The 26,799-nt window shown below is 61.2% G+C and carries 27 protein-coding genes; 25 read left to right on the top strand and 2 right to left on the bottom strand.

Features of this window, described 5'->3' with window-relative positions; all coding sequences use genetic code 11:
* Positions 1-163: 163 nt before the first annotated feature.
* Positions 164-3,358: a ribonuclease E gene (gene rne, locus J3P84_RS19215; protein ID WP_434625177.1), complete on the bottom strand. Its 3,195-nt coding sequence runs from the start codon at positions 3,356-3,358 to the stop codon at positions 164-166.
* Between the two features lie 699 nt (positions 3,359-4,057).
* Between rne and rluC the strand changes: the two genes are divergently transcribed.
* Genes rluC through J3P84_RS19200 form a run of 3 tightly spaced genes read left to right on the top strand, consistent with a single transcriptional unit; the run spans position 4,058 to position 6,677 of the window.
* Positions 4,058-5,014 carry a 23S rRNA pseudouridine(955/2504/2580) synthase RluC gene (gene rluC, locus J3P84_RS19210; RefSeq protein WP_434625175.1) on the top strand — a complete coding sequence of 319 codons (957 nt, stop codon included), beginning with the start codon at positions 4,058-4,060 and terminating at the stop codon, positions 5,012-5,014.
* Positions 5,004-5,666, top strand: coding sequence for an HAD-IIIA family hydrolase (locus J3P84_RS19205; RefSeq protein WP_434625173.1), 663 nt, complete (start codon positions 5,004-5,006; stop codon positions 5,664-5,666). Before rluC ends, J3P84_RS19205 begins: the two co-directional genes overlap by 11 nt.
* 21 nt (positions 5,667-5,687) lie before the next feature.
* On the top strand, positions 5,688-6,677 hold the full coding sequence (locus J3P84_RS19200) for a S49 family peptidase (RefSeq protein WP_434625171.1): 990 nt from the start codon (positions 5,688-5,690) through the stop codon (positions 6,675-6,677).
* 167 nt (positions 6,678-6,844) lie between these two features.
* Here J3P84_RS19200 and J3P84_RS19195 read toward each other — a convergent pair whose 3' ends face one another.
* The gene (locus J3P84_RS19195; protein WP_434625169.1) at positions 6,845-7,423 is read right to left on the bottom strand and encodes a Maf family protein; all 579 of its coding nucleotides are present in this window, start codon (positions 7,421-7,423) and stop codon (positions 6,845-6,847) included.
* Between the two features lie 105 nt (positions 7,424-7,528).
* On the opposite strand from J3P84_RS19195, the gene J3P84_RS19190 reads away from it, so the two are divergent.
* From J3P84_RS19190 to araG, 22 genes are all read left to right on the top strand, one after another.
* On the top strand, positions 7,529-8,056 hold the full coding sequence (locus tag J3P84_RS19190; RefSeq protein ID WP_003204262.1) for a YceD family protein: 528 nt from the start codon (positions 7,529-7,531) through the stop codon (positions 8,054-8,056).
* A 13-nt stretch (positions 8,057-8,069) separates the two neighbouring features.
* Complete coding sequence (gene rpmF, locus J3P84_RS19185) at positions 8,070-8,252, top strand: 50S ribosomal protein L32 (protein ID WP_003179396.1); 183 nt, start codon at positions 8,070-8,072, stop codon at positions 8,250-8,252.
* Between the two features lie 4 nt (positions 8,253-8,256).
* Positions 8,257-9,267, top strand: coding sequence for a phosphate acyltransferase PlsX (gene plsX / locus J3P84_RS19180; RefSeq protein ID WP_434625167.1), 1,011 nt, complete (start codon positions 8,257-8,259; stop codon positions 9,265-9,267).
* Between the two features lie 123 nt (positions 9,268-9,390).
* Complete coding sequence (gene fabD / locus J3P84_RS19175) at positions 9,391-10,329, top strand: ACP S-malonyltransferase (RefSeq protein WP_434625165.1); 939 nt, start codon at positions 9,391-9,393, stop codon at positions 10,327-10,329.
* A 15-nt stretch (positions 10,330-10,344) separates the two neighbouring features.
* Positions 10,345-11,088 (top strand): 3-oxoacyl-ACP reductase FabG, encoded by a 744-nt coding sequence (gene fabG / locus J3P84_RS19170; RefSeq protein WP_018613558.1) that lies wholly within the window; start codon positions 10,345-10,347, stop codon positions 11,086-11,088.
* A 191-nt stretch (positions 11,089-11,279) separates the two neighbouring features.
* On the top strand, positions 11,280-11,516 hold the full coding sequence (gene acpP / locus J3P84_RS19165) for an acyl carrier protein (RefSeq protein ID WP_003175607.1): 237 nt from the start codon (positions 11,280-11,282) through the stop codon (positions 11,514-11,516).
* 108 nt (positions 11,517-11,624) lie between these two features.
* Complete coding sequence (gene fabF / locus J3P84_RS19160; RefSeq protein ID WP_305496054.1) at positions 11,625-12,869, top strand: beta-ketoacyl-ACP synthase II; 1,245 nt, start codon at positions 11,625-11,627, stop codon at positions 12,867-12,869.
* The gene (pabC, locus tag J3P84_RS19155) at positions 12,869-13,684 is read left to right on the top strand and encodes an aminodeoxychorismate lyase (RefSeq protein WP_434625162.1); all 816 of its coding nucleotides are present in this window, start codon (positions 12,869-12,871) and stop codon (positions 13,682-13,684) included. Before fabF ends, pabC begins: the two co-directional genes overlap by 1 nt.
* A gap of 3 nt (positions 13,685-13,687) precedes the next feature.
* Positions 13,688-14,860: an endolytic transglycosylase MltG gene (mltG, locus tag J3P84_RS19150; protein ID WP_434625160.1), complete on the top strand. Its 1,173-nt coding sequence runs from the start codon at positions 13,688-13,690 to the stop codon at positions 14,858-14,860.
* Between the two features lie 19 nt (positions 14,861-14,879).
* Positions 14,880-15,512, top strand: a complete 633-nt coding sequence (gene tmk, locus J3P84_RS19145; protein WP_434625158.1) for a dTMP kinase — start codon at positions 14,880-14,882, stop codon at positions 15,510-15,512.
* Positions 15,505-16,491: a DNA polymerase III subunit delta' gene (locus tag J3P84_RS19140; RefSeq protein WP_434625156.1), complete on the top strand. Its 987-nt coding sequence runs from the start codon at positions 15,505-15,507 to the stop codon at positions 16,489-16,491. Before tmk ends, J3P84_RS19140 begins: the two co-directional genes overlap by 8 nt.
* Positions 16,492-16,531: 40 nt before the next feature.
* A complete protein-coding gene (locus J3P84_RS19135; protein ID WP_305496049.1) occupies positions 16,532-16,888 on the top strand; it encodes a PilZ domain-containing protein in 357 nt (118 codons plus the stop codon).
* A gap of 10 nt (positions 16,889-16,898) precedes the next feature.
* Positions 16,899-17,693 carry a TatD family hydrolase gene (locus J3P84_RS19130; protein ID WP_434625154.1) on the top strand — a complete coding sequence of 265 codons (795 nt, stop codon included), beginning with the start codon at positions 16,899-16,901 and terminating at the stop codon, positions 17,691-17,693.
* A gap of 383 nt (positions 17,694-18,076) precedes the next feature.
* The gene (locus tag J3P84_RS19125) at positions 18,077-18,715 is read left to right on the top strand and encodes a TetR/AcrR family transcriptional regulator (RefSeq protein ID WP_109754377.1); all 639 of its coding nucleotides are present in this window, start codon (positions 18,077-18,079) and stop codon (positions 18,713-18,715) included.
* Between the two features lie 137 nt (positions 18,716-18,852).
* A complete protein-coding gene (locus J3P84_RS19120; RefSeq protein WP_305496047.1) occupies positions 18,853-19,821 on the top strand; it encodes a GTP 3',8-cyclase MoaA in 969 nt (322 codons plus the stop codon).
* A gap of 136 nt (positions 19,822-19,957) precedes the next feature.
* Positions 19,958-20,563: a DUF4823 domain-containing protein gene (locus J3P84_RS19115; protein ID WP_434569347.1), complete on the top strand. Its 606-nt coding sequence runs from the start codon at positions 19,958-19,960 to the stop codon at positions 20,561-20,563.
* A 16-nt stretch (positions 20,564-20,579) separates the two neighbouring features.
* Positions 20,580-21,140, top strand: a complete 561-nt coding sequence (locus J3P84_RS19110; protein ID WP_434625151.1) for a DUF1285 domain-containing protein — start codon at positions 20,580-20,582, stop codon at positions 21,138-21,140.
* A gap of 178 nt (positions 21,141-21,318) precedes the next feature.
* Entirely contained in the window at positions 21,319-22,065 is a 747-nt protein-coding gene (locus J3P84_RS19105) for a FadR/GntR family transcriptional regulator (protein WP_305496044.1), read from the top strand.
* Entirely contained in the window at positions 22,062-22,937 is an 876-nt protein-coding gene (locus tag J3P84_RS19100) for an SMP-30/gluconolactonase/LRE family protein (RefSeq protein WP_434569345.1), read from the top strand. The genes J3P84_RS19105 and J3P84_RS19100 overlap by 4 nt, the downstream gene beginning before the upstream one ends.
* 237 nt (positions 22,938-23,174) lie before the next feature.
* Positions 23,175-23,993, top strand: coding sequence for an SDR family oxidoreductase (locus J3P84_RS19095; protein ID WP_434625149.1), 819 nt, complete (start codon positions 23,175-23,177; stop codon positions 23,991-23,993).
* A gap of 174 nt (positions 23,994-24,167) precedes the next feature.
* Positions 24,168-25,172: a substrate-binding domain-containing protein gene (locus tag J3P84_RS19090; protein ID WP_434625147.1), complete on the top strand. Its 1,005-nt coding sequence runs from the start codon at positions 24,168-24,170 to the stop codon at positions 25,170-25,172.
* Positions 25,173-25,247: 75 nt separating this feature from the next.
* The gene (araG, locus tag J3P84_RS19085) at positions 25,248-26,792 is read left to right on the top strand and encodes an L-arabinose ABC transporter ATP-binding protein AraG (RefSeq protein ID WP_434625145.1); all 1,545 of its coding nucleotides are present in this window, start codon (positions 25,248-25,250) and stop codon (positions 26,790-26,792) included.
* Positions 26,793-26,799 lie beyond the last annotated feature (7 nt).

Raw genomic sequence — 26,799 nt, 5'->3', positions numbered from 1 at the left:
GGAGCGAGCTTGCTCGCGAAAGCGGTCTGATATTCAACAGTGATGCAAGCTGATCCACCGCTTTCGCGAGCAGGCTCGCTCCCACACGGAATAGCATAATTTCCGAACAATAAAAAAGCCCCGCCTGGCATCACCAGGCGGGGCTTTTTACTGGGCGGTGGAATCAGGCGTGAGGTTTAGGCTCGTGCTCTTTTTCCAGGGCTTCAGTGTGACGCGGAGCGACTTCTTCTTCAGCGGCGTGCTGAGGTTCGTCGATCACCGGGGCCGATTCAGTCGGGGCTTCAGCTACCGGGGCAAGGGCTGCCTCGGCGACTTCTTCCACGACCGGAGCCGGTTCGGCGGCAGGCGCTTGAGTGGCAGCTGCGGCGGCCAGTTCAGCTTCTTTCTGCAGACGCTCGGCTTCACGCTTGCGACGACGTACTTCGCGTGGATCGTTCGGGGCGCGGCCGTTAGGGGTCAGGGCACTGACCGGTGCAGGCGCTTCAACCGGGGCTGGGGCTTCGGCAACCACTGCTTCGGCAACCACAGGCGCTTCGACCATTGGCGCAGGCTCGACCACTTGCGGTTCGACGGTTACTACCGGCTCAGGTTCAGCAACCGGCGCTGGTGCGGCTGGCTCTGCGTTCCAGTTGAAAGCGGTCTGCTCTTCGCGTACTGGCTCTGGTGCGGTTTCCTCGGCAGGCATTTCAGCGGCTACCACCGGCTGCTCGACGACCGGGGCAGGCTCGGCGGCGGCTTCGGCTTGCGGCTCGGCTTCACGAACCGGTGCGAGTTCCACTTCTGGCGAAGCAGTGATTTCTACCGGAGTGGTCGCTTCGACAACTGGCGCTTCGACCGCTGCCTCTTCCACCGCAGCGGTGGCCCGTTCGGCCTGCTCGTGTGCCTGGGCCTCGGCTGGGGCGCTGATCGCGCTGCTGGCAACTGCCGCGGTGACGGCCAGGCCGGCGGCCAGGTCGGCAGCGCTAGGCGCTTCGGCGTTCTCGCCGGCTTCGGACTCTTCCGAGCCTTCGATCACGTTGCCGTTGGCATCGCGTTGACGCTCGCGACGGTTGCTGCGACGACGCTGGCCGCGGGAACGACGACGTGGACGATCGCCCTCGGCGCTGTCCTGACCGTCTTCCTGCAACTGCTCCTCGGTGTTCAGTACTTCCTCTTCGCTGGCTTCGGCGGCTGCCTGCTCGGCGCGCGGCTGGCGCTCTTCACGCGGCGGACGCGGTGCACGCTCTTCGCGAGGCTGGCGAGCCGGGCGTTCTGCTGCAAGAGTCGCAGGCGTCGCAGCAACAGCCGGTGCGGCGTCCAGAGGCTCGCGCAGTTCGCGAACACGTTCTTCACGCTCGCCACGCGGCTTGCGATCTTCACGTGGTGCGCGTGGCTGGCGCTCTTCGCGAGGCGGACGCGGTGCGCGTTCTTCGCGGGCTACCGCTGGAACTTCCTCACGGGCTTCGCGTGGTTGACGCTCTTCACGCGGCTCACGGGGGGCGCGCTCTTCACGCGGGGCACGCTCTTCGCGCGGCTTGCGTTCTTCGTCGCGACGACCGTTGCGGTTGCGGGTCTGCTGGCGACCGTTGCGGCGTTCTTCGTTGCGGGCCGGACGCTCGGTAGCGGCAGGCTTGGCGACAACGGCCGGGGCGGCAGGCTCTTCCTTGGTGGCGAACAGGCTGACCAGGGACTTCACCAGGCCTTTGAACAGGCTAGGTTCCGGGGCTGCGGCTGGGGCGGCAACCGGCGCGGCGGCTTCGGTCGGGACCGGAGCGTTGGCACGGGCCGGCGCGGTCTTGACCGCTGCCTCCTGGCGAACCAGGGTGCGGGTGGCGGCAGCTGGCTGGACGTCTTCGACTTCGGCGGCGGCCGCGGCGATTTCGTAGCTGGACTGGTTGGTGTGGGCCTCGGGACTGTCATCACGCAGGCGCTGCACTTCGAAGTGCGGCGTCTCGAGGTGGTCGTTCGGCAGGATCACGATGCGGGCGCGGGTGCGCAGTTCGATCTTGGTGATCGAGTTGCGTTTTTCGTTGAGCAGGAACGCGGCCACCGGGATCGGCACCTGGGCACGAACTTCAGCGGTGCGGTCCTTCAGGGCTTCTTCTTCGATCAGGCGCAGGATCGCCAGGGACAACGACTCGACGTCACGGATGATGCCGGTGCCGTTGCAGCGCGGGCAAACGATGCCGCTGCTTTCGCCCAGGGATGGACGCAGGCGCTGACGGGACATTTCCAGCAGGCCGAAGCGCGAGATACGACCGACCTGTACGCGGGCACGGTCGGCTTCCAGGCACTCACGGACCTTTTCTTCCACGGCGCGCTGGTTCTTGGCCGGGGTCATGTCGATGAAGTCGATGACGATCAGGCCGCCGATGTCGCGCAGGCGCAACTGGCGGGCGATCTCTTCGGCGGCTTCAAGGTTGGTCTGCAGGGCGGTTTCTTCGATGTCGCTGCCTTTGGTGGCGCGCGCCGAGTTGATGTCGATGGACACCAGGGCTTCGGTCGGATCGATGACGATGGAGCCGCCCGACGGCAGTTCGACGACGCGCTGGAAGGCGGTCTCGATCTGGCTTTCGATCTGGAAACGATTGAACAGCGGAACGCTGTCTTCGTAGAGCTTGATCTTGCTGGCGTACTGCGGCATCACCTGGCGAATGAAGGTCAGGGCTTCGTCCTGGGCTTCGACACTGTCGATCAGCACTTCGCCGATGTCCTGGCGCAGGTAGTCGCGGATGGCGCGGATGATCACGTTGCTTTCCTGGTAGATCAGGAAAGGTGCGGAACGATCCAGCGAGGCTTCCTTGATCGCGGTCCAGAGCTGCAGCAGGTAGTCGAGGTCCCACTGCATTTCTTCGCTGCTGCGGCCCAGGCCGGCAGTGCGCACGATCAGGCCCATGTCGGCGGGTGCGACCAGGCCGTTCAGGGCTTCGCGCAGTTCGTTGCGCTCTTCGCCTTCGATACGGCGGGAGATACCGCCGGCACGTGGGTTGTTCGGCATCAGGACCAGGTAGCGGCCGGCGAGGCTGATGAAGGTGGTCAGGGCGGCGCCCTTGTTGCCACGTTCTTCTTTTTCGACCTGGACGATGACTTCCTGGCCTTCGCTCAGGACGTCCTTGATGTTGACGCGGCCTTCGGGGGCCTTCTTGAAGTATTCGCGGGAGATTTCTTTGAGGGGCAGGAAGCCGTGGCGCTCGGAGCCGAAATCGACAAAGGCAGCCTCAAGGCTTGGTTCGATGCGAGTAATCCGGCCTTTATAAATGTTGGCCTTCTTCTGCTCGCGTGCACCGGATTCGATATCCAAGTCGTAGAGGCGCTGGCCGTCTACCAGTGCAACACGCAACTCTTCGGGTTGAGTTGCGTTAATCAGCATTCTTTTCATGTAGTACCGTCGGTTTCCGGGCTGCCGGAAACGGCGTTCGGCACACACGACTTCTCACGGTCGGTGTCAGGTGCGTCCTGGCGATGGCGGGGCCATTCCAGTGTCCAGCGAGTTCGACCCAATGATGGCGAAGTCGCGACGGACGCGTCCTGCTTGCTGGTACTCAAGCACTCAGTCAGGAGGAGGAATCAACCGGCGCCTGTGGACGAGATGAAGCGTCTAAATATAAGCCTAGTGCTACACAGTCCGACGGTTGTACATCTCCACCCTACACGTATCCCTGATAATTCGGGTGCTGCCGCGCGCAGAATCCGCAGCGGGTTGGCATTTACCGTGAGCTCCGGAAGGGGAGGTCACGCATCATGGCTCATTTAGGCGTTGTTTCCGAAGCTCTCGCTCGGGGTCGTCTGCGGGCGACTGCACTTTGTGAACTGGCCGTGAATGTGGCGCGCAAGGCGAGTCAAGACTCTGCTTTGCGGCGTATTTCAGGCCTCATGTCACCTGCGCTCGTTACACCTGCGAACTCTACCGTTACGTAGCAAAAGCCCCGTAGGACGGCCTCTCGTCCTCGTGAATTGCGTTGGTCAGGGCCGGTTTTTGACCGCTGGTCCGCTGTCCAGCCACTTTTGGCGGCGTTCGCGACTATAGCAGCAATGATTAAGTGCTTCAATTCCATAAAAAATTGTTATCATCGCCGCCATGACAACTACTGCCCCTTCGACCCCAGGCGTTCAACTGCTTGAGGTCTCGCCGGAATATGCCGGCCAACGAATTGATAACTTCCTGCTTGCCCGGCTCAAAGGCGTGCCCAAGACCTTGATCTATCGCATTTTGCGCAAAGGCGAAGTGCGGGTGAACAAAGGTCGGATCAAGCCCGAATACAAGCTCCAGGCGGGCGACGTCGTGCGCGTGCCGCCGGTTCGCGTGCCCGAGCGCGATGAGCCGGTGCCACTGGCACAAGGCTTGTTGCAACGCCTGGAAGCCGCCATCGTCTTCGAAGACAAGGCGCTGATCGTGGTCAACAAGCCCGCGGGCATCGCGGTCCACGGCGGCAGCGGCCTGAATTTCGGCGTGATCGAAGCCTTCCGTCAGCTGCGTCCCGATGCCAAGGAGCTGGAGCTGGTCCATCGTCTGGATCGGGACACCTCCGGGCTGTTGATGATTGCCAAGAAACGCAGCATGTTGCGCCATCTGCACGAACAGTTGCGCGGCGATGGCGTCGACAAGCGCTACATGGCGCTTGTGCGCGGTCGTTGGGATACATCCGTCAAGCAGGTCCGCGCGCCGCTGCTCAAGAGCAACCTGCGCTCCGGCGAGCGCATGGTAGAAGTCAACGAAGAAGGCAAGGAAGCGCTGACCGTGTTCAAGGTGCTGCGCCGTTTCGGCGACTTCGCCACCATGGTCGAGGCCAAGCCGGTCACCGGGCGGACCCACCAGATCCGCGTCCACACCCTGCATGCCGGGCATTGCATTGCCGGTGACAGCAAGTACGGGGACGATGACTTCAGCAAGGAAATCCGTGACCTGGGCGGCAAGCGCCTGTTCCTCCATGCCTACATGCTGACCGTGCCGTTGCCGGACGGCGGCGAGCTGAAATTGCAGGCCCCCGTGGATGACATGTGGGCCAAGACCGTGGAGCGGTTGAGTGCATCCTGACTACAAGCTGCTGATATTCGATTGGGACGGCACTCTGGCGAACTCCATCGGTCGGATTGTCGAGTCGATGCACGTCGCGTCGGACCGTACGGGTTTTGCTCGGCGGGATGATTTTGCGGTGAAGGGCATTATCGGTCTTGGGCTGCCGGAAGCGATTCGCAGCCTGTACCCGGAAATCGCTGATGATGAGTTGAGCGTTTTTCGCCAGCATTATGCCGACCACTACATCGCGCTGGAGGCCGAGCCTTCGCCGCTGTTCGACGGCGTGGCGGACACGCTCCAGACCCTGCGGGACGAGGGCTATCACCTGGCTGTCGCGACCGGCAAGGCTCGACGCGGGCTGGATCGGGTGCTGAAGTCCCATGGCTGGGACGATTATTTCGACATCACCCGCGCCGCCGACGAAACCGCCAGCAAGCCGCATCCGCTGATGCTTGAGCAGATCCTGGCCCACTGTAATGTGCGGCCCGAGCAGGCGCTGATGGTCGGGGATTCGTCTTTCGACCTGCAGATGGCGCGTAATGCCGGCATGGGCTCTGTCGCTGTCAGTTATGGCGCGCAGACGATCGAGGCACTCCGGGCGTTTGAACCGTGCCTGGCGATTGACCATTTTCCCGAATTGCACGCGTGGCTGAGCCAGCGTGCCGGTTGACGTTTTGATGGGGATGCATGCATGACCGATGAATGGAAAGCACCGGCCAAGGCAGATGCCGAGAGCGGTGATGGAAAAAGCTGGAAGCTGTTGGAAAAGACTCTGTTGGCCGGTGTGCAAGAGCAGCGTCGGTCGCGTCGCTGGGGGATCTTCTTCAAGTTGTTGACCTTCGTTTATCTTTTTGCTGCGCTGTTGCTGTTCACGCCGTTGATGAGCATCGAAAAAGGTGCGGTCAGTGGTTCGGCGTATACCGCGTTGATCGACATTGAAGGTGTGATCGCCGACAAGGAGCCAGCCAGTGCGGATAACATCGTCGGCAGTCTGCGGGCTGCCTTCGAAGATCCGAAGGTCAAGGGCGTGGTGCTGCGCATCAACAGCCCGGGCGGCAGTCCGGTGCAGTCGGGTTACGTCTACGACGAGATCGTCCGGTTGCGCGCGCTTCACCCGAACACCAAGGTCTATGCAGTCATCGCCGATCTCGGCGCGTCGGGTGCCTATTACATTGCCAGCGCTGCGGACCAGATCTATGCCGACAAGGCCAGCCTGGTCGGCTCCATTGGCGTGACGGCGGCCGGTTATGGTTTTGTCGGGACCATGGAGAAGCTCGGTGTGGAGCGGCGGGTCTATACCTCCGGCGAGCATAAGTCGTTCCTTGATCCGTTCCAGCCACAAAAGCCTGAAGAAACCGCGTTCTGGCAGGGCGTACTCGACACGACTCACAAGCAATTCATTGCCAGCGTCAAGAAAGGCCGTGGCGAGCGCTTGAAGGACAAGGAGCATCCGGAATTGTTTTCCGGGTTGGTCTGGTCCGGGGAGCAGGCTTTGCCGCTGGGCCTGATCGATGGCCTGGGCAGCGCCAGTTCGGTGGCTCGGGATGTGATCGGTCAGAAGGACCTGGTGGACTTCACCATCGAAGAATCGCCGTTTGACCGCTTCTCGAAGAAGCTAGGCGCAAGCATCGCCGAGCATCTGGCGATGTGGATGGGCTTCCAGGGCCCGGCGTTGCGCTAGGCTTCTTGCGCTCTGGTTGGCGGGGCCCCTGTGGCGAGGGGATTTATCCCCGTTGGGGCGCGGAGCGACCCTGAAGGTTGACGCCTCGGTGCATCAGATCGATTGAGGGGGCTGCTCCGCAGCCCAGCGGGGATAAACCCCTCGCCACAAATGGGTTGTCTGGGGTTTCAGGGAACCTCCACACCCTCAACTAGCAACATATCCACAAGACGAATCAGCGGCAGGCCGACCAGGCTGGTGGCGTCCGGCCCTTCGGTGCGCTGGAACAGGCTCACGCCCAGGCCTTCGGCCTTGAAGCTGCCGGCGCAGTCGTACGGTTGCTCGGTGCGCAGATAGCGCTCCACGCGAGCCTGATCCAATGTCCGCATGGTTACGGTAAACGGAACGCAATCGACCTGGCAGGCGCCGGTCTGGCTGTTGAGTAGTGCCAGGCCGGTCAGGAAGGTTACCTTGGTCCCGCTGGCGGCCAGCAGTTGCTCGCGGGCGTTCTCGAAGGTGTGGGGCTTGCCCAGGATGCGCTCGCCGAGCACGGCGACCTGGTCCGAGCCAATGATCAGGTGTGCCGGGTAACGGTCCGCCAGGGCGAAGGCTTTTTCCCGGGCCAGGCGTTTCACCAGTTCGAGCGCGGCCTCGCCGGCGCGATGGCTTTCGTCGATGTCCGGTGAGTCGCAGACGAACGGCAGCCCCAGGCGGGCAAGCAGTTCCCGACGGTAGACCGAGCTTGAGGCAAGTAATAAAGGCAGCATTGGCGTCTCCAGGAGGCAGGAGAGGATTCTAGCGAGGCGTGCAAGTGACGGACAGGGCTGAATTTCCTTTGACATGGCCCGGTGCATCCCTATAATGCTGCGCCTATGTTGAATGACCCGATTCCACCTCACGTTGACCCGCGCAAATTGGCTGACCGTGGCACCACCCTTCAAGGTGAATTGCTGCTGGCCGATTTGAAGAGACTCTGCGACCCGCTTTCCGACGATGTCGGTACGGTCCAGGCCAAATTCGTTTTTGAACGAGATGAACGTAAATCTGTGGTGATCCACAGCTTTATCGACACTGAAGTCAAAATGGTTTGCCAGCGTTGTCTTGAGCTGGTCACCCTGCCGATCCACAGCGAATGCAGTTACGCCGTGGTGAAGGAGGGTGCGAATACCCAGTCGTTGCCGAAAGGTTATGACGTGCTGGAACTGGGCGAAGATCCATTGGATCTGCAGTCACTGATCGAGGAGGAGCTTCTGCTCGCCTTGCCCATTGTGCCTGCTCATCATCCGGAAGAATGCCAGCAGCCGGCGGGAGCAGATGAGCCCGAACCGAGCGAGGACGAGGTAACGCGGTCCAACCCGTTCAGTGTATTGGCGCAGTTAAAGCGTGACCCAAACGTTTAGGAGTTAATCAATTATGGCTGTTCAGCAGAACAAAAAATCCCGCTCTGCCCGTGACATGCGCCGTTCGCACGACGCTCTCGAGGCTAGCACCCTGTCTGTAGAAAAAACCACCGGTGAAGTTCACCTGCGTCACCACGTATCGCCAGAAGGCGTATACCGTGGCCGTAAAGTGATCGACAAGGGCGCCGACGAGTAATCACTTGTCCGCTCAAGTCATCGCAATTGACGCAATGGGCGGGGACTTCGGTCCCCGCAGCATTGTCCAGGCCAGCCTCGCTTGCCTGAATGCTACGCCCTCGCTGCACCTGACCCTCGTCGGTCAACCCTCCCTCCTGGAAGAATTGCTCAGTGGCTATCCCGCTGCGGATCGCGCGCGCCTGACGATTACCCCGGCGTCCGAAGTCATCGCCATGGACGAGAAGCCTGCCCAGGCTCTGCGCGGCAAGCCCGACGCCTCGATGCGCGTGGCGTTGGAGCTGTTGCGCGACGACAAGGTCCAGGCGTGTGTCAGTGCGGGTAATACCGGGGCGTTGATGGCGCTGTCCCGCTACGTGCTGAAAACCCTGCCGGGGATCGATCGGCCCGCCATGGTCGCGGCGATCCCGACCCAGCGCGGTTTCTGCCAGCTATTGGACCTGGGCGCCAATGTCGACTGCAGCGCCGAGCATTTGCTGCAGTTCGCGGTGATGGGCTCGGTCGCGGCTGAAACCCTCGGCATCGCTCGCCCTCGCGTGGCACTGCTGAATATCGGCACCGAAGACATCAAGGGTAATCAGCAGGTCAAGCTCGCGGCCACATTGTTGCAAAGCGCCCGGGGCATCAATTACATCGGTTTTGTCGAGGGTGACGGGCTATATCGCGGCGAGGCTGACGTGGTGGTATGCGACGGTTTTGTCGGCAATATCCTGCTCAAGTCCAGCGAAGGCCTGGCGACCATGATTGGCGGCCGCATCGAGGCCCTGTTCAAGCAGAACCTGGCTTCCAGGGCGGTGGGTGCGCTGGCATTGCCGCTGATGCGTCGTCTGCAGGCGGATCTGGCCCCGGCGCGGCACAATGGTGCGAGTTTTCTCGGGCTGCAGGGCATCGTGATCAAGAGTCATGGTTCGGCTGGGGTGCAGGGCTTTCAGAGTGCAATCAACCGGGCGGTGATTGAAATCGAGGAAAACCTGCCTGAGCGCCTGCATGGCCGTCTTGAAGATTTGTTAACTTAGGCGTTTTCGTCCGACAATGCTTAAATGTGACCGGTCGGTTCAACCCGCCATCCAACTGTCAGTTTCCTAGCGCCCCCAGGGGCGTCAATTTTTGACGACAAGATCATTAGGGGCTTTGTTTTCATGTCTGCTTCCCTCGCATTCGTCTTTCCAGGACAGGGCTCGCAGTCCCTCGGCATGCTGGCCGAGCTGGGCGCGCAATACCCGTTGATCCTGGAAACATTCAAAGAAGCATCCGATGCACTCGGCTACGACTTGTGGGCACTGACCCAGCAAGGGCCGGAAGAGCAACTTAACCAGACCGACAAGACCCAACCCGCGATCCTGACCGCCTCCATTGCGCTGTGGCGCTTGTGGCTGGCTGAAGGCGGCGCGCGTCCGGCGTTTGTCGCCGGTCACAGCCTGGGTGAGTACAGCGCCCTGGTGGCGGCTGGCAGCCTGAGCCTTGGCGACGCGGTCAAGCTGGTGGAACGGCGTGGCCAGTTGATGCAGGAAGCGGTTCCGGCCGGGCAGGGTGGCATGGCCGCTATCCTCGGTCTGGAAGACGCCGATGTGTTGGCAGCCTGTGCCGAAGCGGCGCAAGGCGATGTGGTCAGCGCGGTGAATTTCAACTCGCCGGGCCAAGTGGTCATTGCCGGCGCCAAGGCGGCTGTCGAGCGCGCGATCGAAGGTTGCAAGGCCCGTGGCGCCAAGCGCGCGATGCCCTTGCCGGTCAGCGTTCCGTCGCACTGCGAGCTGATGCGCCCGGCCGCCGAGCGGTTTGCCGAATCCATCGCCGCCATCGACTGGCAGGCGCCGCAGATTCCCGTGGTTCAGAATGTCAGCGCCAACGTGGCGCCGGATCTCGAGACCCTCAAGCGCGATCTGCTGGAACAACTCTACAAGCCGGTTCGCTGGGTCGAATCGGTACAGACCCTGGCAGCCAAGGGCGCGACCGAACTGGTCGAGTGCGGCCCTGGCAAGGTGCTGGCAGGGCTGAACAAACGCTGCGCCGAAGGCGTGTCGACTTCCAATCTCAACACCCCAGACGCTTTCGCTGCCGCTCGTGCAGCGCAAGCCTGAACAGGAGAAGCTTGCATGAGTCTGCAAGGTAAAGTTGCACTGGTGACCGGTGCAAGCCGCGGCATCGGCCAGGCTATCGCACTGGAATTGGGTCGCCAAGGCGCCATTGTCATTGGCACCGCGACTTCCGCTTCAGGCGCCGAGCGTATCGCCGCGACCTTGAAGGAAAACGGCATCCAAGGCACCGGCCTTGAGCTGAATGTCACCAGCGACGAATCTGTTGCGGCGGTTCTGGCAAGCATCCAGGAGCAGTTCGGCGCTCCGGCGATCCTGGTCAATAATGCCGGCATCACTCGCGATAACCTGATGATGCGCATGAAAGATGACGAATGGTTCGATGTGGTCGATACCAACTTGAACAGCCTGTATCGGCTGTCCAAGGGCGTTCTGCGTGGCATGACCAAGGCCCGTTGGGGCCGAATTATCAGTATCGGCTCGGTTGTGGGTGCCATGGGCAACGCTGGCCAAGTAAACTATGCTGCGGCTAAAGCCGGCCTGGAAGGTTTCAGCCGTGCGCTGGCACGGGAAGTCGGTTCGCGCTCGATTACGGTAAACTCGGTTGCACCGGGTTTCATCGACACCGACATGACCCGCGAACTGCCGGAAGCACAGCGTGAAGCTTTGTTGACACAGATTCCGCTGGGCCGTCTGGGGCAAGCTCAAGAAATCGCGTCCGTGGTCGCTTTTCTTGCTTCGGACGGTGCGGCATACGTGACTGGGGCTACAATCCCGGTAAACGGCGGGATGTACATGAGTTAAATGTGACGGATTGCTTCAAAAAAATGTCATACGAGCTGTCTAAAATCCGTTATAAAGCTGCAATCTATTTATAGGCGGCGGGCCCCAGGGTTCGAGGAGTGAAGCTTTCGGTTGAAAAACCGAAAAGTCTTTCTATACACTTACCCACCGGCCAGCTGCCTGAATTTGTCCATTAGGAGTGAAAACAAGGTATGAGCACCATCGAAGAGCGCGTCAAGAAAATCGTTGCCGAGCAACTGGGCGTTAAAGAAGAAGAAGTTGTGAACACCGCTTCCTTCGTCGAAGACCTGGGTGCCGACTCCCTTGACACCGTTGAGCTGGTGATGGCTCTGGAAGAGGAATTCGAGACCGAGATTCCTGACGAAGAAGCTGAAAAGATCACTACTGTACAAGCTGCTATCGACTACGTTACCAGCCACCAGGCGTAATCGTATTCAGTCGTCGCTAGCTGTCATGGAAAAACCGCACTGCCATTTCGGCGTGCGGTTTTTTCTTTAGGCCTGATGCAAAGTCGTCATTTGAAAAAGGAGAGTGCTGTGTCGCGTAGACGCGTCGTAGTCACCGGTATGGGTATGTTGTCGCCACTGGGCACGGATGTGCCGAGCAGCTGGCAGGGCATTCTGGCTGGCCGTAGTGGCATTGGTCTGATCGAACACACCGACCTTTCTGCCTATTCCACCCGTTTTGGCGGCTCGGTAAAGGGTTTCAATGTCGAGGAATACCTGTCGGTCAAGGAAGCCCGCAAGCTTGACCTGTTCATTCAATACGGCCTGGCAGCCGGTTTCCAGGCGGTGCGCAATGCCGGGCTGGAAGTCACCGACGCCAACCGTGAGCGCATCGGCGTGGCCATGGGTTCGGGTATTGGCGGCTTGACCAATATCGAAGAAACCAGCCGTACGCTGCATGATTCCGGGCCGCGGCGTATTTCGCCGTTTTTCGTGCCGGGCTCGATCATCAATATGATTTCCGGTTTCCTGTCCATCCACCTTGGTGCACAGGGACCCAACTACGCCATCGCTACTGCCTGCACCACGGGCACGCACTGCATCGGCATGGCCGCGCGCAACATCATGTACGACGAAGCTGACGTGATGATTGCCGGTGGCGCCGAAATGGCCGCCTGCGGCCTCGGCATGGGCGGTTTCGGCGCGTCCCGTGCGCTGTCGACCCGCAACGATGAGCCGGACCGGGCTAGCCGCCCGTGGGACAAGGGCCGCGATGGTTTCGTACTGTCGGACGGTGCCGGTGCGCTGGTGCTCGAAGAACTTGAGCACGCCAAGGCTCGTGGCGCGACCATCTATGCCGAACTGATCGGCTTCGGTACCAGCGGCGATGCGTTCCACATGACGTCGCCACCGGCCGATGGCGCCGGTGCGGCCCGTTGCATCACCAATGCCTTGCGCGACGCCAAGCTCAATCCAGGGCAGGTGCAGTACATCAACGCCCATGGTACGTCGACCCCGGCCGGCGATCTGGCCGAAGCCCAGGCCATCAAGACGGTGTTTGGCGACCACGCCTACAAACTGGCTGTCAGCTCGACCAAATCGATGACCGGCCACCTGTTGGGCGCGGCAGGTGCGGTGGAAGCGATCTTCAGCGTACTGGCGATCAACAGCCAGGTGGCGCCGCCGACCATCAACCTTGATGAGCCGGACGAGGGCTGCGACCTCGACTTCGTGCCACATACCGCCCGCAGCATGGACATCGACGTCGTGTTGTCCAATTCCTTCGGCTTCGGCGGGACCAACGGCTCGCTGGTGTTTCGCCGGTTCGCCGGTTGATGGAAAGCTGGGTCGACGGTCAGCCGGCTGACGCTCTGTCGCTGAAAGATCGCGGCCTGGCCTACGGTGATGGGTTGTTCGAAACCATCGCCGTGCGGGACGGTAAGCTCGTTCTGCTTGAGGGGCATCTGCAACGCCTCGCGTTGGGATGCCGACGGTTGGCAATCAGTGTCGATGGGGCGGTATTGAACGCTGAACTGCGAGCCTATGCGCAGCAGCTTGGCGATGGCGTTCTGAAACTGATCGTGACCCGTGGCGACAGTCTGCGGGGCTATGCCGCCAATCCTTCAGCCCAGGCCTGCCGCATCTTGCAGGGCAGCCCGCCGGCGGCCTATCCGCTGGCCCATGCCGAGCAAGGCGTCCAGCTGTTTCCTTGCACTACACGCCTGTCCGAGCAACCGTTGCTCGCCAGCCTCAAACACCTCAATCGCCTTGAACAAGTGCTGGCCCGCGCCGAGTGGAGCGACACCGAGCATGCCGAAGGCTTGATGCTGGATATGTCCGGGCGGGTGATCGAAGGCGTGTTCAGCAATCTGTTCATGGTGCGCGACGGAGCGCTGATCACGGCGGATCTGAGCCGTTGTGGTGTCGCCGGGGTGATGCGCGGGCAATTATTGTTTCAAGCCGAGTCTGATGGCATCGCTACTCAGGTCACCGATATCCGCCTCGAACAGCTGCACCAGGCCGACGAGGTCTTTGTCTGCAACAGCGTTTATGGCGTGTGGCCGGTACGCGGATGCGGTTCGGCATGCTGGTCGGTTGGCCCGCTCACCCGTAAACTGCAGACCCTTGCCCGTGCGCTATTGGATGCTTGATTCGTGAGACGTAAATTCTTGCTGCTGCTGGAAGTCGGACTGGTTCTGGCAGGGCTGTTGCTGGGCGCTTCGGCGTGGAAAATTCACTCGGCGCTGCAGCAGCCGTTGAACATCACCCAGGAAGAACTGCTTGACGTACCCAGCGGCACCACGCCGACCGGGACGCTCAATCGCCTGGAAGCCGATGGCCTGATCAAGGATGCATTCTGGCTGCGGGTGTACTGGCGCTTCAACCTCGCCGGCCAACCCCTGCACTCCGGCGAATACCGGATGGTCCCGGGGATGACGATGGACGGCCTGATCGGTGTCTGGAAGCGTGGTGACGTGGTGCAATACAGCGTCACGCTGGTGGAGGGCTGGAATTTCCGTCAGGTTCGCGCAGCGCTGACCAAGGATGAGAAGCTCCAGCAGACCCTCGCCGGCCTGAGCGACAGTCAGGTGATGGACCGTCTTGGTCATTCCGGGATATTTCCCGAAGGCCGGTTCTTCCCGGATACCTATCGGTTCGTGCGCGGTACGTCGGATGCCGATCTGCTGAAGAAGGCCTACGAGCGGCTGGAAGAGGTGCTCGCCAAGGAGTGGGCGCAACGAGCCGCCGACGTGCCTTACACCCAGCCCTACCAGGCATTGATCATGGCTTCCCTGATCGAGAAGGAGACCGGCGTGCCCCAGGAGCGTGGCCAGATCGCCGGGGTGTTCGTGCGCCGCTTGCGCCTGGGCATGTTGTTGCAGACCGATCCCACCGTAATCTATGGCCTGGGGGAGCGCTACACCGGCAAGCTCACCCGTGCCCATCTGAAAGAACCGAATCCCTACAACACCTATCTGGTTCCAGGGCTGCCGCCGACGCCGATCGCGATGGTCGGGCGCGAGGCGATTCATGCGGCGTTGAACCCGGCGGACGGCAACAGCCTTTATTTCGTGGCCCGGGGCGACGGCAGCCATGTGTTTTCCGATGACCTGGAAACGCACAACAACGCGGTGCGCGAATACCAGCTCAAGCGCCGCGCCGATTATCGTTCGAGCCCGGCCCCGGTTGCGCCGGACGATGTGGCGCCGATTCCCGCCGCTTCACCTGATACGGCGCCTGAAGCCGTGCCCCAGGTGCCGCCCCAGGAGCCCGCGCCGCAACCCGCCCCCGAAGCGAATGCCAGCGAGCCGCCGAACCCGCAATGACTCTGATTAAGGATCGCCCGTGACTGGCTTGTTTATAACCCTGGAAGGCCCCGAAGGCGCCGGCAAGAGTACCAACCGCGAATACCTCGCCGAACGTTTGCGGGCTGAAGGCATCGAGGTGGTGCTGACCCGTGAGCCGGGCGGCACGCCGCTGGCCGAGCGGATTCGCGAGGTGCTGCTGGCACCCCTTGATGAGGTCATGAACCCCGACACCGAGCTGTTGCTGGTTTTCGCCGCCCGGGCGCAACATCTGGCCGAGGTGATCCGCCCGGCGCTGGCCCGTGGTGCGGTGGTGCTGTGTGATCGCTTCACCGATTCGACCTATGCCTACCAGGGGGGCGGCCGAGGCTTGTCCCTCGAGCGTATCGCCGCATTGGAAACCTTTGTCCAGGCGGACCTGCGGCCGGACCTGACCCTGGTGTTCGACTTGCCGGTGGATATCGGTCTGGCCCGCGCCAGCGCCCGGGGTCGGCTCGATCGCTTCGAGCTGGAAGGGCAGGCTTTCTTCAACGCCGTGCGCAACGCCTTCCTGGAGCGTGCCCAGGCTGATCCGGCGCGTTACCTGCTGATCGACGCCGCCCAGCCGCTGGCACAGGTCCAGCAATCGCTGGATGGTCTGCTGCCGCGTCTACTGGAGCGTGCCCGTGGCTGAAGCCTATCCGTGGCAGGACAGCCTCTGGCAGCAATTGGCCGGGCGTGCCCAGCATGCCCATGCCTACCTGCTGCACGGTCCGGCCGGGATCGGCAAGCGGGCCCTGGCCGAACGCCTGATGGCGAGCCTGTTGTGCCAGGCCCCGGTGGCCACGGGCGCCTGCGGCGAATGCAAGTCCTGCCTGCTGCTCAAGGCCGGTAGCCATCCAGACAACTACGTGCTGGAGCCTGAAGAGGCGGACAAGGCGATCAAGGTCGACCAGGTCCGGGACCTGGTGAGTTTCGTTGTCCAGACCGCGCAGATGGGCGGGCGCAAGGTCGTGTTGATCGAACCGGTGGAGTCGATGAACATCAACGCTGCCAATGCCTTGCTCAAGAGTCTCGAAGAGCCTTCCGGGAATACCGTCCTGCTGTTGGTCAGCCACCAGCCGAGTCGGTTGTTGCCGACCATCAAGAGCCGTTGCGTGCAGCAGGCTTGTCCGCTGCCCAGCGAGGCCATGAGCCTGCAGTGGCTGGGCCAGGCCTTGCCTGACAGCAGCGATGAGGAGCGTGTCGAGCTGCTGACCCTGGCCGCCGGTTCGCCACTGGCGGCCGTCAGCCTCCAGGCCCAGGGCGTGCGTGAGCAGCGGGCACTGGTCGTGGACGGCGTCAAGAAGCTGCTCAAGCAACAGCAGTCGCCGACGCAACTGGCCGAGGGCTGGAACGCCATTCCGTTGCTGCTGCTGTTTGACTGGTTCTGCGACTGGTCGAGCCTGATCCTGCGTTATCAGCTCACCGAGGACGAGGCAGGGCTGGGACTGGCGGACATGCGCAAGGTGATCCAGTACCTGGCGCAAAAAAGCAGCCAGGACAAAATCCTGAACATTCAGGACTGGATCCTTGCCCAACGCCAGAAGGTGCTGAGCAAGGCCAACCTCAATCGCGTCCTGTTGCTGGAGGCGCTGTTGGTGCAATGGGCAAGTTTGCCTGGTCGTAACTGACAGGCACACTAAACTCAGCTCAATTGCAGCGGAGATCAGCATGAACGAACCTGTCAGCCCCGGGCCACGCAATGGCATCCTGTCCCTGACCATCAAGGACAAGTCGGTGCTCTACGCCGCCTACATGCCCTTCATCAGGAATGGCGGCCTGTTTATCCCGACCAACAAGAATTATCGCCTGGGCGACGAGGTGTTCATGCTGTTGAGCCTGATGGACGAACCGGAGAAAATCCCGGTCGCCGGCAAGGTGATCTGGCTCACCCCCAAAGGCGCCCAGGGCAACCGGGCGGCCGGGGTTGGTGTGCAGTTCAACGAAGGCGATAACTCGGCCCGCAATCAGATCGAAACCCACCTGGCCGGAACCCTCAAGTCCGACCGTCCTACCCATACGATGTAGCTGGCCCCATATGCTTGTAGATTCCCATTGTCACCTTGATCGCCTCGACCTTACCGCCCATGGTGGTTCGCTGGACGCCGCGCTGGATGCCGCGCGCCAACGGGGCGTCGGGCATTTCCTGTGCATCGGCGTCAGCGCCGACAACGCCGCCGACGTCAAGGTCCTGGCCGACCGTTATGCGGATGTCGATTGTTCGGTGGGTATCCACCCGCTGGACGTGCAGCCCGATGCCGCGCCGGCCCTGGACTGGCTGCTGCAAGAGCTCGACCATCCTCGGGTGGTGGCCATTGGCGAGACTGGCCTCGACTATCACTACGAGCCGGAGGCCGCCGAGGTGCAGCAGGCTTCGTTCCGCTTGCACCTGGAAGCGGCTCGTCAGACTGGCAAGCCGGTGATCATCCACACCCGCGGTGCCCGCGCCGATACCCTGGATCTGCTGCGCGACGCGGCGTTGCCCCAGGCAGGCGTGCTGCATTGCTTCACCGAGGACTGGGACATGGCCAAGGCTGCGCTGGACATGGGTTACTACATCTCCCTGTCCGGAATTGTCACGTTTCGCAATGCCGATGCCCTGCGCGACGTCGCCAGCAAAGTGCCGGCCGATCGATTGCTGGTGGAGACCGATTCGCCCTACCTGGCGCCGATACCCTATCGCGGCAAGCCGAACCTTCCTCAGTATGTACGCGAGGTCGCCGAGTTCCTGGCCATGTTGCGCGGTGAATCCTATGAGCGGTTCGCGCAGCAGACCACGGAAAACTTCAAACGCCTGTTCCCCCTGGCGCATGTCGGTTCGCCGAGGTTCTGAATCGCGGACAAAAAAAACCCGGGTTCTGGGGGGTGAATCCGGGTTAAGACCATTAGGAGTAAACAAAGGCACTCGGTCCGTTGGTACCTTTATCGGCGCGTCACTTGGGGGAGATGTCACGCCGACAGTTCAAGTATTGATCACTGTGGCGATGCGTCCAGTGTGGTTGCGGCGGTTTTTAAACAAATTTGGAATACGCTCGCTTCGGATAGGTTCTCACTGTCCTGTTAACTTGCCAGTACGGTAGGGTGCCAGGTAAACGGAGGAGTCGGGACTGCACGGTTTTCCGCAGAACACTGATCGAAAATGGATGATCCGTGCATTTTTGCGTAATTTAGGCATAATACCCGGCTTCGAATTTTGACCCTTCAGACCTTTTTCTTATGCACAAAGAACCCCGTAAGGTCCGTGAGTTTCGTCGCCGCGAGCAGGAAATTCTCGACACCGCGCTCAAGTTGTTCCTCGACCAGGGTGAAGACAGTGTCACCGTCGAGATGATTGCGGATGCCGTGGGTATCGGCAAAGGCACGATTTATAAACATTTCAAATCCAAGGCCGAGATCTACCTGCGGCTGATGCTCGATTACGAGCGCGATTTGAACGAGTTGTTGCATTCGGCCGATGTGGACAAGGACAAGGAAGCGCTTTCCCGGGCCTATTTCGAGTTCCGCATGCGCGACCCGCAGCGTTACCGCTTGTTCGACCGTCTGGAAGAGAAGGTGGTCAAGGGCAACCAGGTGCCGGAAATGGTCGAGGAGCTGCACAAGATCCGCGCTTCCAACTTCGAACGCCTGACCCAGCTGATCAAGGGCCGGATCAGCGAAGGCAAGCTCGAAGATGTGCCGCCGTATTTCCATTACTGCGCAGCCTGGGCGCTGGTGCATGGCGCCGTGGCGCTGTATCACTCGCCGTTCTGGAGCAATGTGCTTGAAGATCAGGAAGGCTTCTTCCAGTTCCTGATGGACATTGGCGTGCGCATGGGCAACAAGCGCAAGCGCGACACCGACGTCCCGAGCAGTTGAGGCATTCAGCTGTCTGATTGCGCCATGTCTGCTTACATGGCGCATTGCCCGAGGAATATACTCAGGCTTGGGCCTTGCAGAAATCTGATTTTTAGGTCAGGTTTTGCGGGCCCGATTCTTCTTTCGCCGGAGTCATCATGATCGTTGACCGTCAAGGCAGGCGTTTTCGCAATTTGCGGATCAGCCTGACTTCAGCCTGCAACTATGCCTGTACCTACTGCGTGCCAGACGGCAAGCGGCTGGTGGCTGCGCAGGATGAACTGTCGGCCGAGGCCATGGCGCGGGGCGTGGCCTATCTGATCGAAGCCGCCGGCATCGAGCGGTTGCGCATCACCGGTGGAGAGCCACTGGTCAGCCCCAAGCTGGAAAGCTTCATGACGGCGGTGGGGCAGATGGGGCTGCAGGACATCAGTCTGACCACCAATGGTCAACTGCTGGCAAAGAAGCTGCCGCTGCTGGTCAACGCCGGTATCCGCCGTATCAACGTCTCCCTCGACACCCTGGACCCCGTGGCGTTTCGCAGCATTGCCCGTGGTGGTGACCTGGCGACTGTGCTGGACGGCATGGAGCAGGCCCGGGCGGCGGGAATGAAGATCAAGGTCAACATGGTGCCGTTGCGCGGGCAGAACCTGGACCAGGTGATGCCATTGCTCCAGTACTGCCTGGAGCGTGGTTATGAGTTGCGTTTCATCGAGTTGATGCGCATGGGCCACCTGGCCAAGGACTCCAATGCGTTCCTTCAACAGTTCGTCAGCCTCCAGCAGTTGCTGGGCCTGATTGGCGACCAGTACGAATATCTGCAGGCCGATGCGCCGATCGATGCCACGGCCGTGCGTTACGAGATTCCGGGGTTGGGGCATTTCGGTGTGATTGCCAACGAAAGCGTGCCGTTCTGCCGCACCTGTTCGCGGCTGCGGCTGTCTTCCACGGGCTGGTTGCATGGCTGCCTGTCGTCGAGTAACCGTCACTACGTTGGCGATCTGTTGGACAAACCGCGTCACCAGGCATTGCCGGCGCTCCAGCGGCTGTTGGTCAAGGCCTTGGGGGACAAGCAGGAAGTGGCGTTCTCCGGTGGTGCGACGATCATGAAAATCATCGGCGGCTGAACAGCGGCTTTTTTGTGGTGACGGAGCAAGCTCCCCCTACCACAGACATTCCAAACCGGATATTTGTCGAGCTGGCGCAAAAGCTGCATCCCATGGCCATTCGCCGGTTTTCCGTCACCGGTTTTTGGAGGATAGGATGCGTAGCCTGTTTTTGCTGCTGGCCGTTTTGACGCTGGGTGGCTGCATGAATGTCAGCGACATGGGGGAGGGCGTTCGTTATCACATGAGCGACGCCGGCCTGCTGGACCATAGCGACAGCCGTCGGGTGAACAACCTGCGCATTCAGCCGGATTCCTTCATCTACATTGCCCAGGGTGCTTTTGCTCCGCCAGGCAGCGCTTATCCGCGGCCCAATGTCGTGGCTGAAGAAGCGTTCAACGGTTTCATCGAGTATTTCCCCATGGTTCGTCGCGCCCGGGTCCCGGAAGGCCTCGACCAGGCGATGGGCGAAGCGCGGGCCGCCGGTGCTCATTACTTGCTGTATACCCGGTTCGCCAAGGCGGACAACCGCATCGGCAACACCGACGAATGGCTGGACGAAGAAGCCGTGGATCGACTGGGTGTCGATACCGGTGTCATTCAGATCATGTTGATCGAGACCAGCACCCAGTATTTGATTGATACTGCGCGTATCAAAAGTCGTGGCGGTTTACTGACGTTGCACGACAAACAGCCAGAAGACTTGATCGCCGCCCCACTGCGTGAATATGCCCGCACCTTGCTGGGGATAAGCGACCAGTAAAATTCAAGGAGTCACCATGAGCGGACCGCAAAAAGCCAATGACCTGCTGGGACAGATCCCGAAGACCAAAGGCCTGCCGCCGGTCCACTTGTGGAACCCCGACTTCTGCGGCGACATCGACATGCGCATCGCCCGTGATGGCACCTGGTATTACCTGGGCACGCCGATCGGGCGCAAGCCGATGGTCAAGCTGTTCTCCACCATCATTCGCCGCGACGGCGATGATTATTTCCTGATCACCCCTGTGGAAAAAGTCGGCATCAAAGTCGACGACGCCCCGTTCGTGGCCGTGACCCTTGAGGTCGAGGGGGAGGGGGAGGGGCAGTTGTTGCGCTTTACTACCAATGTCGAGGAAACCACCGAAGCCGGCCCCGATCATCCGATGCGGGTGGTCATCGACCCCCGGACCCAGGAGCCTGCGCCGTACGTGCATGTGCGCAGCAATCTCGAAGCGCTGATTCATCGCAACGTGTTCTATCAACTGGTGGAGCTGGCGGTGAGTCGCGAGATCGATGGTCAGCGCTGGCTGGGCGTGTGGAGCGGCGGCGTGTTTTTCCCCATCGGCCTTGAGCCCTGAATCCTGCGTGGGAGCGAGCCTGCTCGCGAAAGCGGCAGCATAGTCGACACCTTTTTATGCAGACCCACCGCTTTCGCGAGCAAGCCCGCTCCCACAGTGATTATGCAAAATTCAAATTGACACCCAATCATATGATGATTAGCGTGGGCGCCTGATAAGAAAAGCCCACGGGGTAGTCATGTCCAGCAGTTTTCACGCGTCGACCGTCGATTGGCTGGGTGGCTGGATTGCCGCCGGCCAGGTCAAGCCTGGGCAAACCATCAAGGTCGAGGCAGATCTGGGCGAGCAACTGGGCGTCAGCCGCACGGTGATCCGTGAGGCAATCAAGACGCTGGTGGCCAAAGGCATGTTGGAAGTCGGCCCGAAAGTCGGCACGCGGGTACTGCCGGTGCGCCGCTGGAACCTGTTCGACCCGCAGGTGGTTGGCTGGCTGTCACGCAGCGGCCTGCCGGAAAACTTCGTCGACGACCTGCTGGACCTGCGGCGCACCATCGAACCGATGGCGGTGCGCTGGGCCTGCGAACGGGCGACGGCTGATCAGGTGCAGGCGATCCGCCTGGCTTATCATGCGCTGGAGCGGGCGGTGGACAGCGGCGCCGATTACAACCTTGCCGACCAGTTTTTCCACGAATGCATTCTCGCCGCCAGCCACAATCAATTCATCGAGCAGATGGTCCCGGCCCTGGGCGCGTTGCTGGCGGTCTCGTTCGAGGTGTCGGCGGCCGATCCGGACGAATTGCGGCGCACCTTGCCGATCCACAAGGATATCGCCGAAGCCATCGCCGAGCGCGACGCGGCGCGCGGCGTCTGGGCCTGCATGACCCTGATCGACAACGCTGACCTGGCCATCAAGCGCTTTTACCCCGACGTCATGGCCGGTCGAACAGACAATACCGGGCGAGCCGGGAACGGGAGGTTGCAATGAACTGGACGGCTGTGACGGAACATCGGGCGAAACTGGGCGAGGGACCGTTCTGGGACGAGCCGACCCAGGCGCTGTATTGGGTAGATATCGCCGGCAAGCAGGCGCTGCGGCTGATCGGCGCCAATGTACAGATCTGGCAGATGCCCGAACACGTTTCCGCCTTCATCCCGACCCAGAGCGGCGATGCGTTGGTGACATTGAGCAGTGGCGTCTATCGACTGGACCTGGATTCGCCTGGGCTGGAGCCGCGCCTGAAGTTGCTGTGCATGGCCGATCCCCAGCCCGGCAATCGTGCCAACGAAGCGCGCTGTGATGCGCTGGGCCAGCTTTGGCTGGGCACCATGCAAAACAATATCGGAGAAGAGGGCGAGGACCTGCCCATCGAGCGACGTTCCGGCGGCCTGTTCCGTGTCGGCGGCGATGGCCGGGTGATGCCCCTGCTGCGCGGGCTGGGCATTCCAAACACGCTGCTATGGAGCCCCGATGGCACGACGGTGTATTTCGGTGAGAGCCTCGATGGCACGCTCTATCGGCACTTCATCTACCCCGACGGCAAACTCGCGCCCGCGGAGGTCTGGTTCGGCCCCCATTCCCGTGGCGGGCCGGACGGTTCGGCGATGGATGCGCAAGGTTACATCTGGAATGCTCGCTGGGATGGCAGTTGCCTGCTGCGGCTGCATCCGGACGGCCACGTCGATCGGGTGATCGAGTTACCGGTCAGCCGTCCCACCAGTTGTGTATTCGGTGGAGACGACCTGCGGACGCTGTACATCACCAGTGCGCAAAGTCCGCTTGGGCATCCGCTGGACGGTGCGGTGCTGTCGATGCGAGTGGACGTTCCGGGTGTGGCTTGTACGAGGTTTGCTGGCTAGATCCCAAAATATGGGATGTAAATATATATATTGAGATTATTTGGCGGTCGGGTTTATAGTCGGCTGCATCAGCAATACGCACTCACACTTAAAAAAACAAAACAGGTGAAGCGATGCATCGAATTTCCCCCGAACGCCCCAGCGGCGTTCGCCAGCTACTGTCGGTTATGCAGTCTCTAGACCGGTCCCCCGTGGGTGTCCGGTTTTTCTCGTGTCTTGCCGCGGGAGCCCAGGTTCATGGCTGAAGCGCTTTGCTTGCCACCGGTGCCGGAGCCGCCGCAGGGCGAACGGTTGAAAGGCAAGGTCGTGCTGCTGACGGGTGCTGCCCAGGGCATTGGCGAGGCAATCGTTGCTGCGTTTGCTTCCCAACAGGCGCGGCTGGTCATCAGCGACATCCAGGCTGAAAAAGTCGAGGCCGTCGCCGCCCATTGGCGTGGGCGCGGTGGGGATGTACAAGCACTCAAGGTCGATGTTTCAAGCCAGCAGGACCTGCACGCCATGGCCCGGCGAGCGGTTGAACTGCATGGTCGCATCGACGTATTGGTGAACTGCGCTGGCGTCAATGTGTTCCGCGATCCGCTGGAAATGACCGAGGAAGACTGGCGCCGTTGCTTCGCCATCGACCTGGACGGTGCCTGGTATGGCTGCAAGGCCGTATTGCCACAGATGATCGAGCAGGGCGTGGGCAGCATCATCAATATCGCGTCGACCCATTCGTCCCACATCATTCCCGGCTGTTTCCCTTACCCGGTGGCCAAGCATGGCCTGCTCGGGCTGACCCGTGCCCTGGGCATCGAATACGCCCCCCAAGGCGTGCGGGTGAATGCCATTGCGCCGGGCTACATCGAGACCCAGCTGAATATCGATTACTGGAATGGCTTCACCGATCCACGGGCCGAACGCCAGCGTGCGCTGGATCTGCACCCGCCACGGCGTATCGGCCAGCCGATCGAAGTGGCAATGACGGCGGTGTTTCTGGCCAGTGACGAAGCACCTTTCATCAACGCTTCATGCATCACCATTGATGGTGGACGTTCGGTCATGTACCACGACTGAATATTTCTGGATTGCAGTGGGAAACTTCGCCTGTAATCCAATCATCATACGATATGACTATTTAGACCTTTGCTGTGCAGTAACACGATTTGACCGGCCAGCCTGCGCATTTCCACCAACGTGGAGCAGATCCCTGGACGTTTGGCTTTCAATAAAAAAAACAAGGAGTCAGCTATGAAACATCGTCGTGGGATCCGTTCCCTGTGTCGCGCCGCCCTGGCGGTTACCGCGTTCAGTCTCAGCAGCCACCTGCTGGCGGCCGATGCGGTGAAAATCGGTTTCCTGGTCAAGCAGGCCGAGGAGCCCTGGTTCCAGACCGAATGGGCATTCGCCGAGAAGGCGGCCAAGGACAAAGGCTTCCAGTTGATCAAGATCGCCGTGCCTGACGGCGAGAAAACCCTCTCCGCTATCGACAGCCTGGCCGCCAACGGTGCCAAGGGCTTTGTGATCTGCCCGCCGGACGTGTCCCTGGGCCCGGCCATCATGGCCAAGGCCAAGCTCAACGACCTCAAGGTGATCGCCGTGGACGACCGTTTCGTCGACGCCAGCGGAAAATTCATGGAAGACGTGCCGTACCTGGGCATGGCCGCGTTCGAGGTTGGCCAGAAACAAGGCGCCGCGATGGCTGCCGAAGCGAAAAAACGCGACTGGGACTGGAAAGACACCTACGCGGTGATCAACACCTTCAACGAGCTGGACACCGGTAAGAAACGCACCGACGGTTCGGTCGATGCCCTGAAGAAGGCCGGGATGCCGGAAGACCATATCCTGTTCACAGCGCTGAAGACCCTCGACGTGCCGGGCAGCATGGACTCCACCAACTCGGCGTTGGTCAAGCTGCCTAGCGCCGCGAAAAACCTGATCATCGGCGGCATGAATGACAACACCGTGCTGGGTGGCGTGCGCGCTACCGAAGCAGCCGGCTTCAAGGCGGCCAACGTGATCGGTATCGGCATCAACGGCACCGACGCCATCGGCGAGCTGAAGAAACCAAATAGTGGCTTCTTCGGTTCGATGCTGCCAAGCCCGCACATCGAAGGCTACAAGACCGCCGAAATGATGTACGAGTGGATCACCACCGGCAAGGAGCCGCCGAAGTACACCGCCATGGACGAGGTGACGCTGATCACCCGGGAGAACTTCAAGCAGGAACTGGAAAAGATCGGCCTGTGGAATTGACGGCTGGTTGATTCAAAAGCGGCCTTGGTCACAGGCGTGACCGGGCCGCTTGATCTCTGTGAGTTCGAGGTGGTTATGCAAGCGCAAACAGCGACACGGCAACACAACACTGGCGGCATCTTGCGATTCAACGGGATCGGCAAGACCTTTCCCGGCGTGCAGGCCCTGGCCAATATCAGTTTCGTCGCCCATCCAGGACAGGTTCATGCCTTGATGGGTGAAAACGGCGCGGGCAAGTCCACGTTGCTCAAGATCCTTGGCGGCGCCTATATCCCGAGCAGCGGCGACTTGCAGATCGGTGAGCAGACGATGGCGTTCAAAGGCACCGCCGACAGTATCGCCAGCGGTGTGGCGGTGATTCACCAGGAGCTGCACCTGGTGCCGGAAATGACCGTCGCCGAAAACCTGTTCCTTGGCCATTTGCCGGCGCGTTTCGGCCTGGTCAATCGCGGTGTGCTGCGCCAGCAGGCGTTGGCGCTGCTCAAAGGCCTGGCGGACGAAATCGACCCGCAGGAAAAAGTCGGTCGCCTGTCCCTCGGCCAGCGCCAGTTGGTGGAAATCGCCAAGGCCTTGTCCCGTGGCGCCCACGTCATTGCTTTCGACGAACCGACCAGCAGCCTCTCGGCGCGGGAAATCGACCGTTTGATGGCGATCATCGCCCGCCTGCGGGACGAGGGCAAAGTGGTGTTGTACGTCAGCCACCGCATGGAAGAAGTCTTTCGAATCTGTAATGCGGTGACGGTGTTCAAGGACGGTCGTTATGTCCGGACCTTCGAAAACATGAGCGAGCTGACCCATGATCAACTCGTCACCTGCATGGTCGGTCGTGATATCCAGGACATCTATGACTACCGTCCGCGTGAGCGTGGCGATGTGGCGCTGCAGGTGAAGGGGCTGCTGGGGCCGGGCCTGCGCGAGCCGGTGAGTTTCGAGGTGCACAAGGGTGAAATCCTTGGCCTCTTCGGGCTGGTCGGCGCCGGTCGTACCGAGCTGTTTCGCTTGCTCAGTGGCCTGGAGCGCCAGAGCGAGGGCAGTCTTGTCCTGCACGGCAAGGAACTGAAACTGCGTTCGCCACGGGACGCCATCGCCGCTGGCGTGCTGCTCTGCCCGGAGGACCGCAAGAAGGAAGGCATCATTCCGTTGGGCAGTGTCGGCGAGAACATCAACATCAGCGCGCGTCCGTCCCATTCGACCCTCGGCTGCCTGCTGCGCGGCGAATGGGAGCGGGGCAATGCCGACAAGCAGATCAAGTCGCTGAAAGTGAAGACCCCGGCGGCCAGCCAGAAAATCATGTACCTGTCCGGTGGCAACCAGCAGAAGGCGATCCTCGGGCGTTGGCTGTCGATGCCGATGAAGGTCCTGCTGCTGGACGAGCCGACACGGGGCATCGACATCGGTGCCAAGGCCGAGATCTACCAGATCATCCACAACCTGGCGGCCGATGGCATCGCCGTGATCGTGGTGTCCAGCGACCTGATGGAAGTGATGGGCATTTCCGACCGGATCCTGGTGCTGTGCGAAGGGGCCATGCGCGGCGAGCTGCCGCGTGACCAGGCCAACGAATCCAACCTGCTGCAACTGGCGCTGCCGCGCCAACGCGTTGCCGACGCGGCGAACTGAGAGGTAA

Origin of the sequence: Pseudomonas sp. Z1-29 (assembly GCF_051131995.1) — a bacterium.
Classification (GTDB): Bacteria; Pseudomonadota; Gammaproteobacteria; order Pseudomonadales; family Pseudomonadaceae; genus Aquipseudomonas.
Note: the sequence above shows the minus strand (reverse complement) of the source record. Positions and strands in the feature narration are given on the sequence as shown.

What these genes read in the sequence shown, in the direction of transcription:
- rne (WP_434625177.1), bottom strand. Translation starts at nt 3,358, where the DNA reads ATGAAAAGAATGCTGATTAACGCAACTCAACCCGAAGAGTTGCGTGTT.
- rluC (WP_434625175.1), top strand. Translation starts at nt 4,058, where the DNA reads ATGACAACTACTGCCCCTTCGACCCCAGGCGTTCAACTGCTTGAGGTC.
- J3P84_RS19200 (WP_434625171.1), top strand. Translation starts at nt 5,688, where the DNA reads ATGACCGATGAATGGAAAGCACCGGCCAAGGCAGATGCCGAGAGCGGT.
- J3P84_RS19195 (WP_434625169.1), bottom strand. Translation starts at nt 7,423, where the DNA reads ATGCTGCCTTTATTACTTGCCTCAAGCTCGGTCTACCGTCGGGAACTG.
- J3P84_RS19190 (WP_003204262.1), top strand. Translation starts at nt 7,529, where the DNA reads ATGTTGAATGACCCGATTCCACCTCACGTTGACCCGCGCAAATTGGCT.
- rpmF (WP_003179396.1), top strand. Translation starts at nt 8,070, where the DNA reads ATGGCTGTTCAGCAGAACAAAAAATCCCGCTCTGCCCGTGACATGCGC.
- fabD (WP_434625165.1), top strand. Translation starts at nt 9,391, where the DNA reads ATGTCTGCTTCCCTCGCATTCGTCTTTCCAGGACAGGGCTCGCAGTCC.
- fabG (WP_018613558.1), top strand. Translation starts at nt 10,345, where the DNA reads ATGAGTCTGCAAGGTAAAGTTGCACTGGTGACCGGTGCAAGCCGCGGC.
- acpP (WP_003175607.1), top strand. Translation starts at nt 11,280, where the DNA reads ATGAGCACCATCGAAGAGCGCGTCAAGAAAATCGTTGCCGAGCAACTG.
- pabC (WP_434625162.1), top strand. Translation starts at nt 12,869, where the DNA reads ATGGAAAGCTGGGTCGACGGTCAGCCGGCTGACGCTCTGTCGCTGAAA.
- J3P84_RS19135 (WP_305496049.1), top strand. Translation starts at nt 16,532, where the DNA reads ATGAACGAACCTGTCAGCCCCGGGCCACGCAATGGCATCCTGTCCCTG.
- J3P84_RS19130 (WP_434625154.1), top strand. Translation starts at nt 16,899, where the DNA reads ATGCTTGTAGATTCCCATTGTCACCTTGATCGCCTCGACCTTACCGCC.
- J3P84_RS19125 (WP_109754377.1), top strand. Translation starts at nt 18,077, where the DNA reads ATGCACAAAGAACCCCGTAAGGTCCGTGAGTTTCGTCGCCGCGAGCAG.
- J3P84_RS19120 (WP_305496047.1), top strand. Translation starts at nt 18,853, where the DNA reads ATGATCGTTGACCGTCAAGGCAGGCGTTTTCGCAATTTGCGGATCAGC.
- J3P84_RS19115 (WP_434569347.1), top strand. Translation starts at nt 19,958, where the DNA reads ATGCGTAGCCTGTTTTTGCTGCTGGCCGTTTTGACGCTGGGTGGCTGC.
- J3P84_RS19110 (WP_434625151.1), top strand. Translation starts at nt 20,580, where the DNA reads ATGAGCGGACCGCAAAAAGCCAATGACCTGCTGGGACAGATCCCGAAG.
- J3P84_RS19105 (WP_305496044.1), top strand. Translation starts at nt 21,319, where the DNA reads ATGTCCAGCAGTTTTCACGCGTCGACCGTCGATTGGCTGGGTGGCTGG.
- J3P84_RS19100 (WP_434569345.1), top strand. Translation starts at nt 22,062, where the DNA reads ATGAACTGGACGGCTGTGACGGAACATCGGGCGAAACTGGGCGAGGGA.
- J3P84_RS19095 (WP_434625149.1), top strand. Translation starts at nt 23,175, where the DNA reads ATGGCTGAAGCGCTTTGCTTGCCACCGGTGCCGGAGCCGCCGCAGGGC.
- J3P84_RS19090 (WP_434625147.1), top strand. Translation starts at nt 24,168, where the DNA reads ATGAAACATCGTCGTGGGATCCGTTCCCTGTGTCGCGCCGCCCTGGCG.
- araG (WP_434625145.1), top strand. Translation starts at nt 25,248, where the DNA reads ATGCAAGCGCAAACAGCGACACGGCAACACAACACTGGCGGCATCTTG.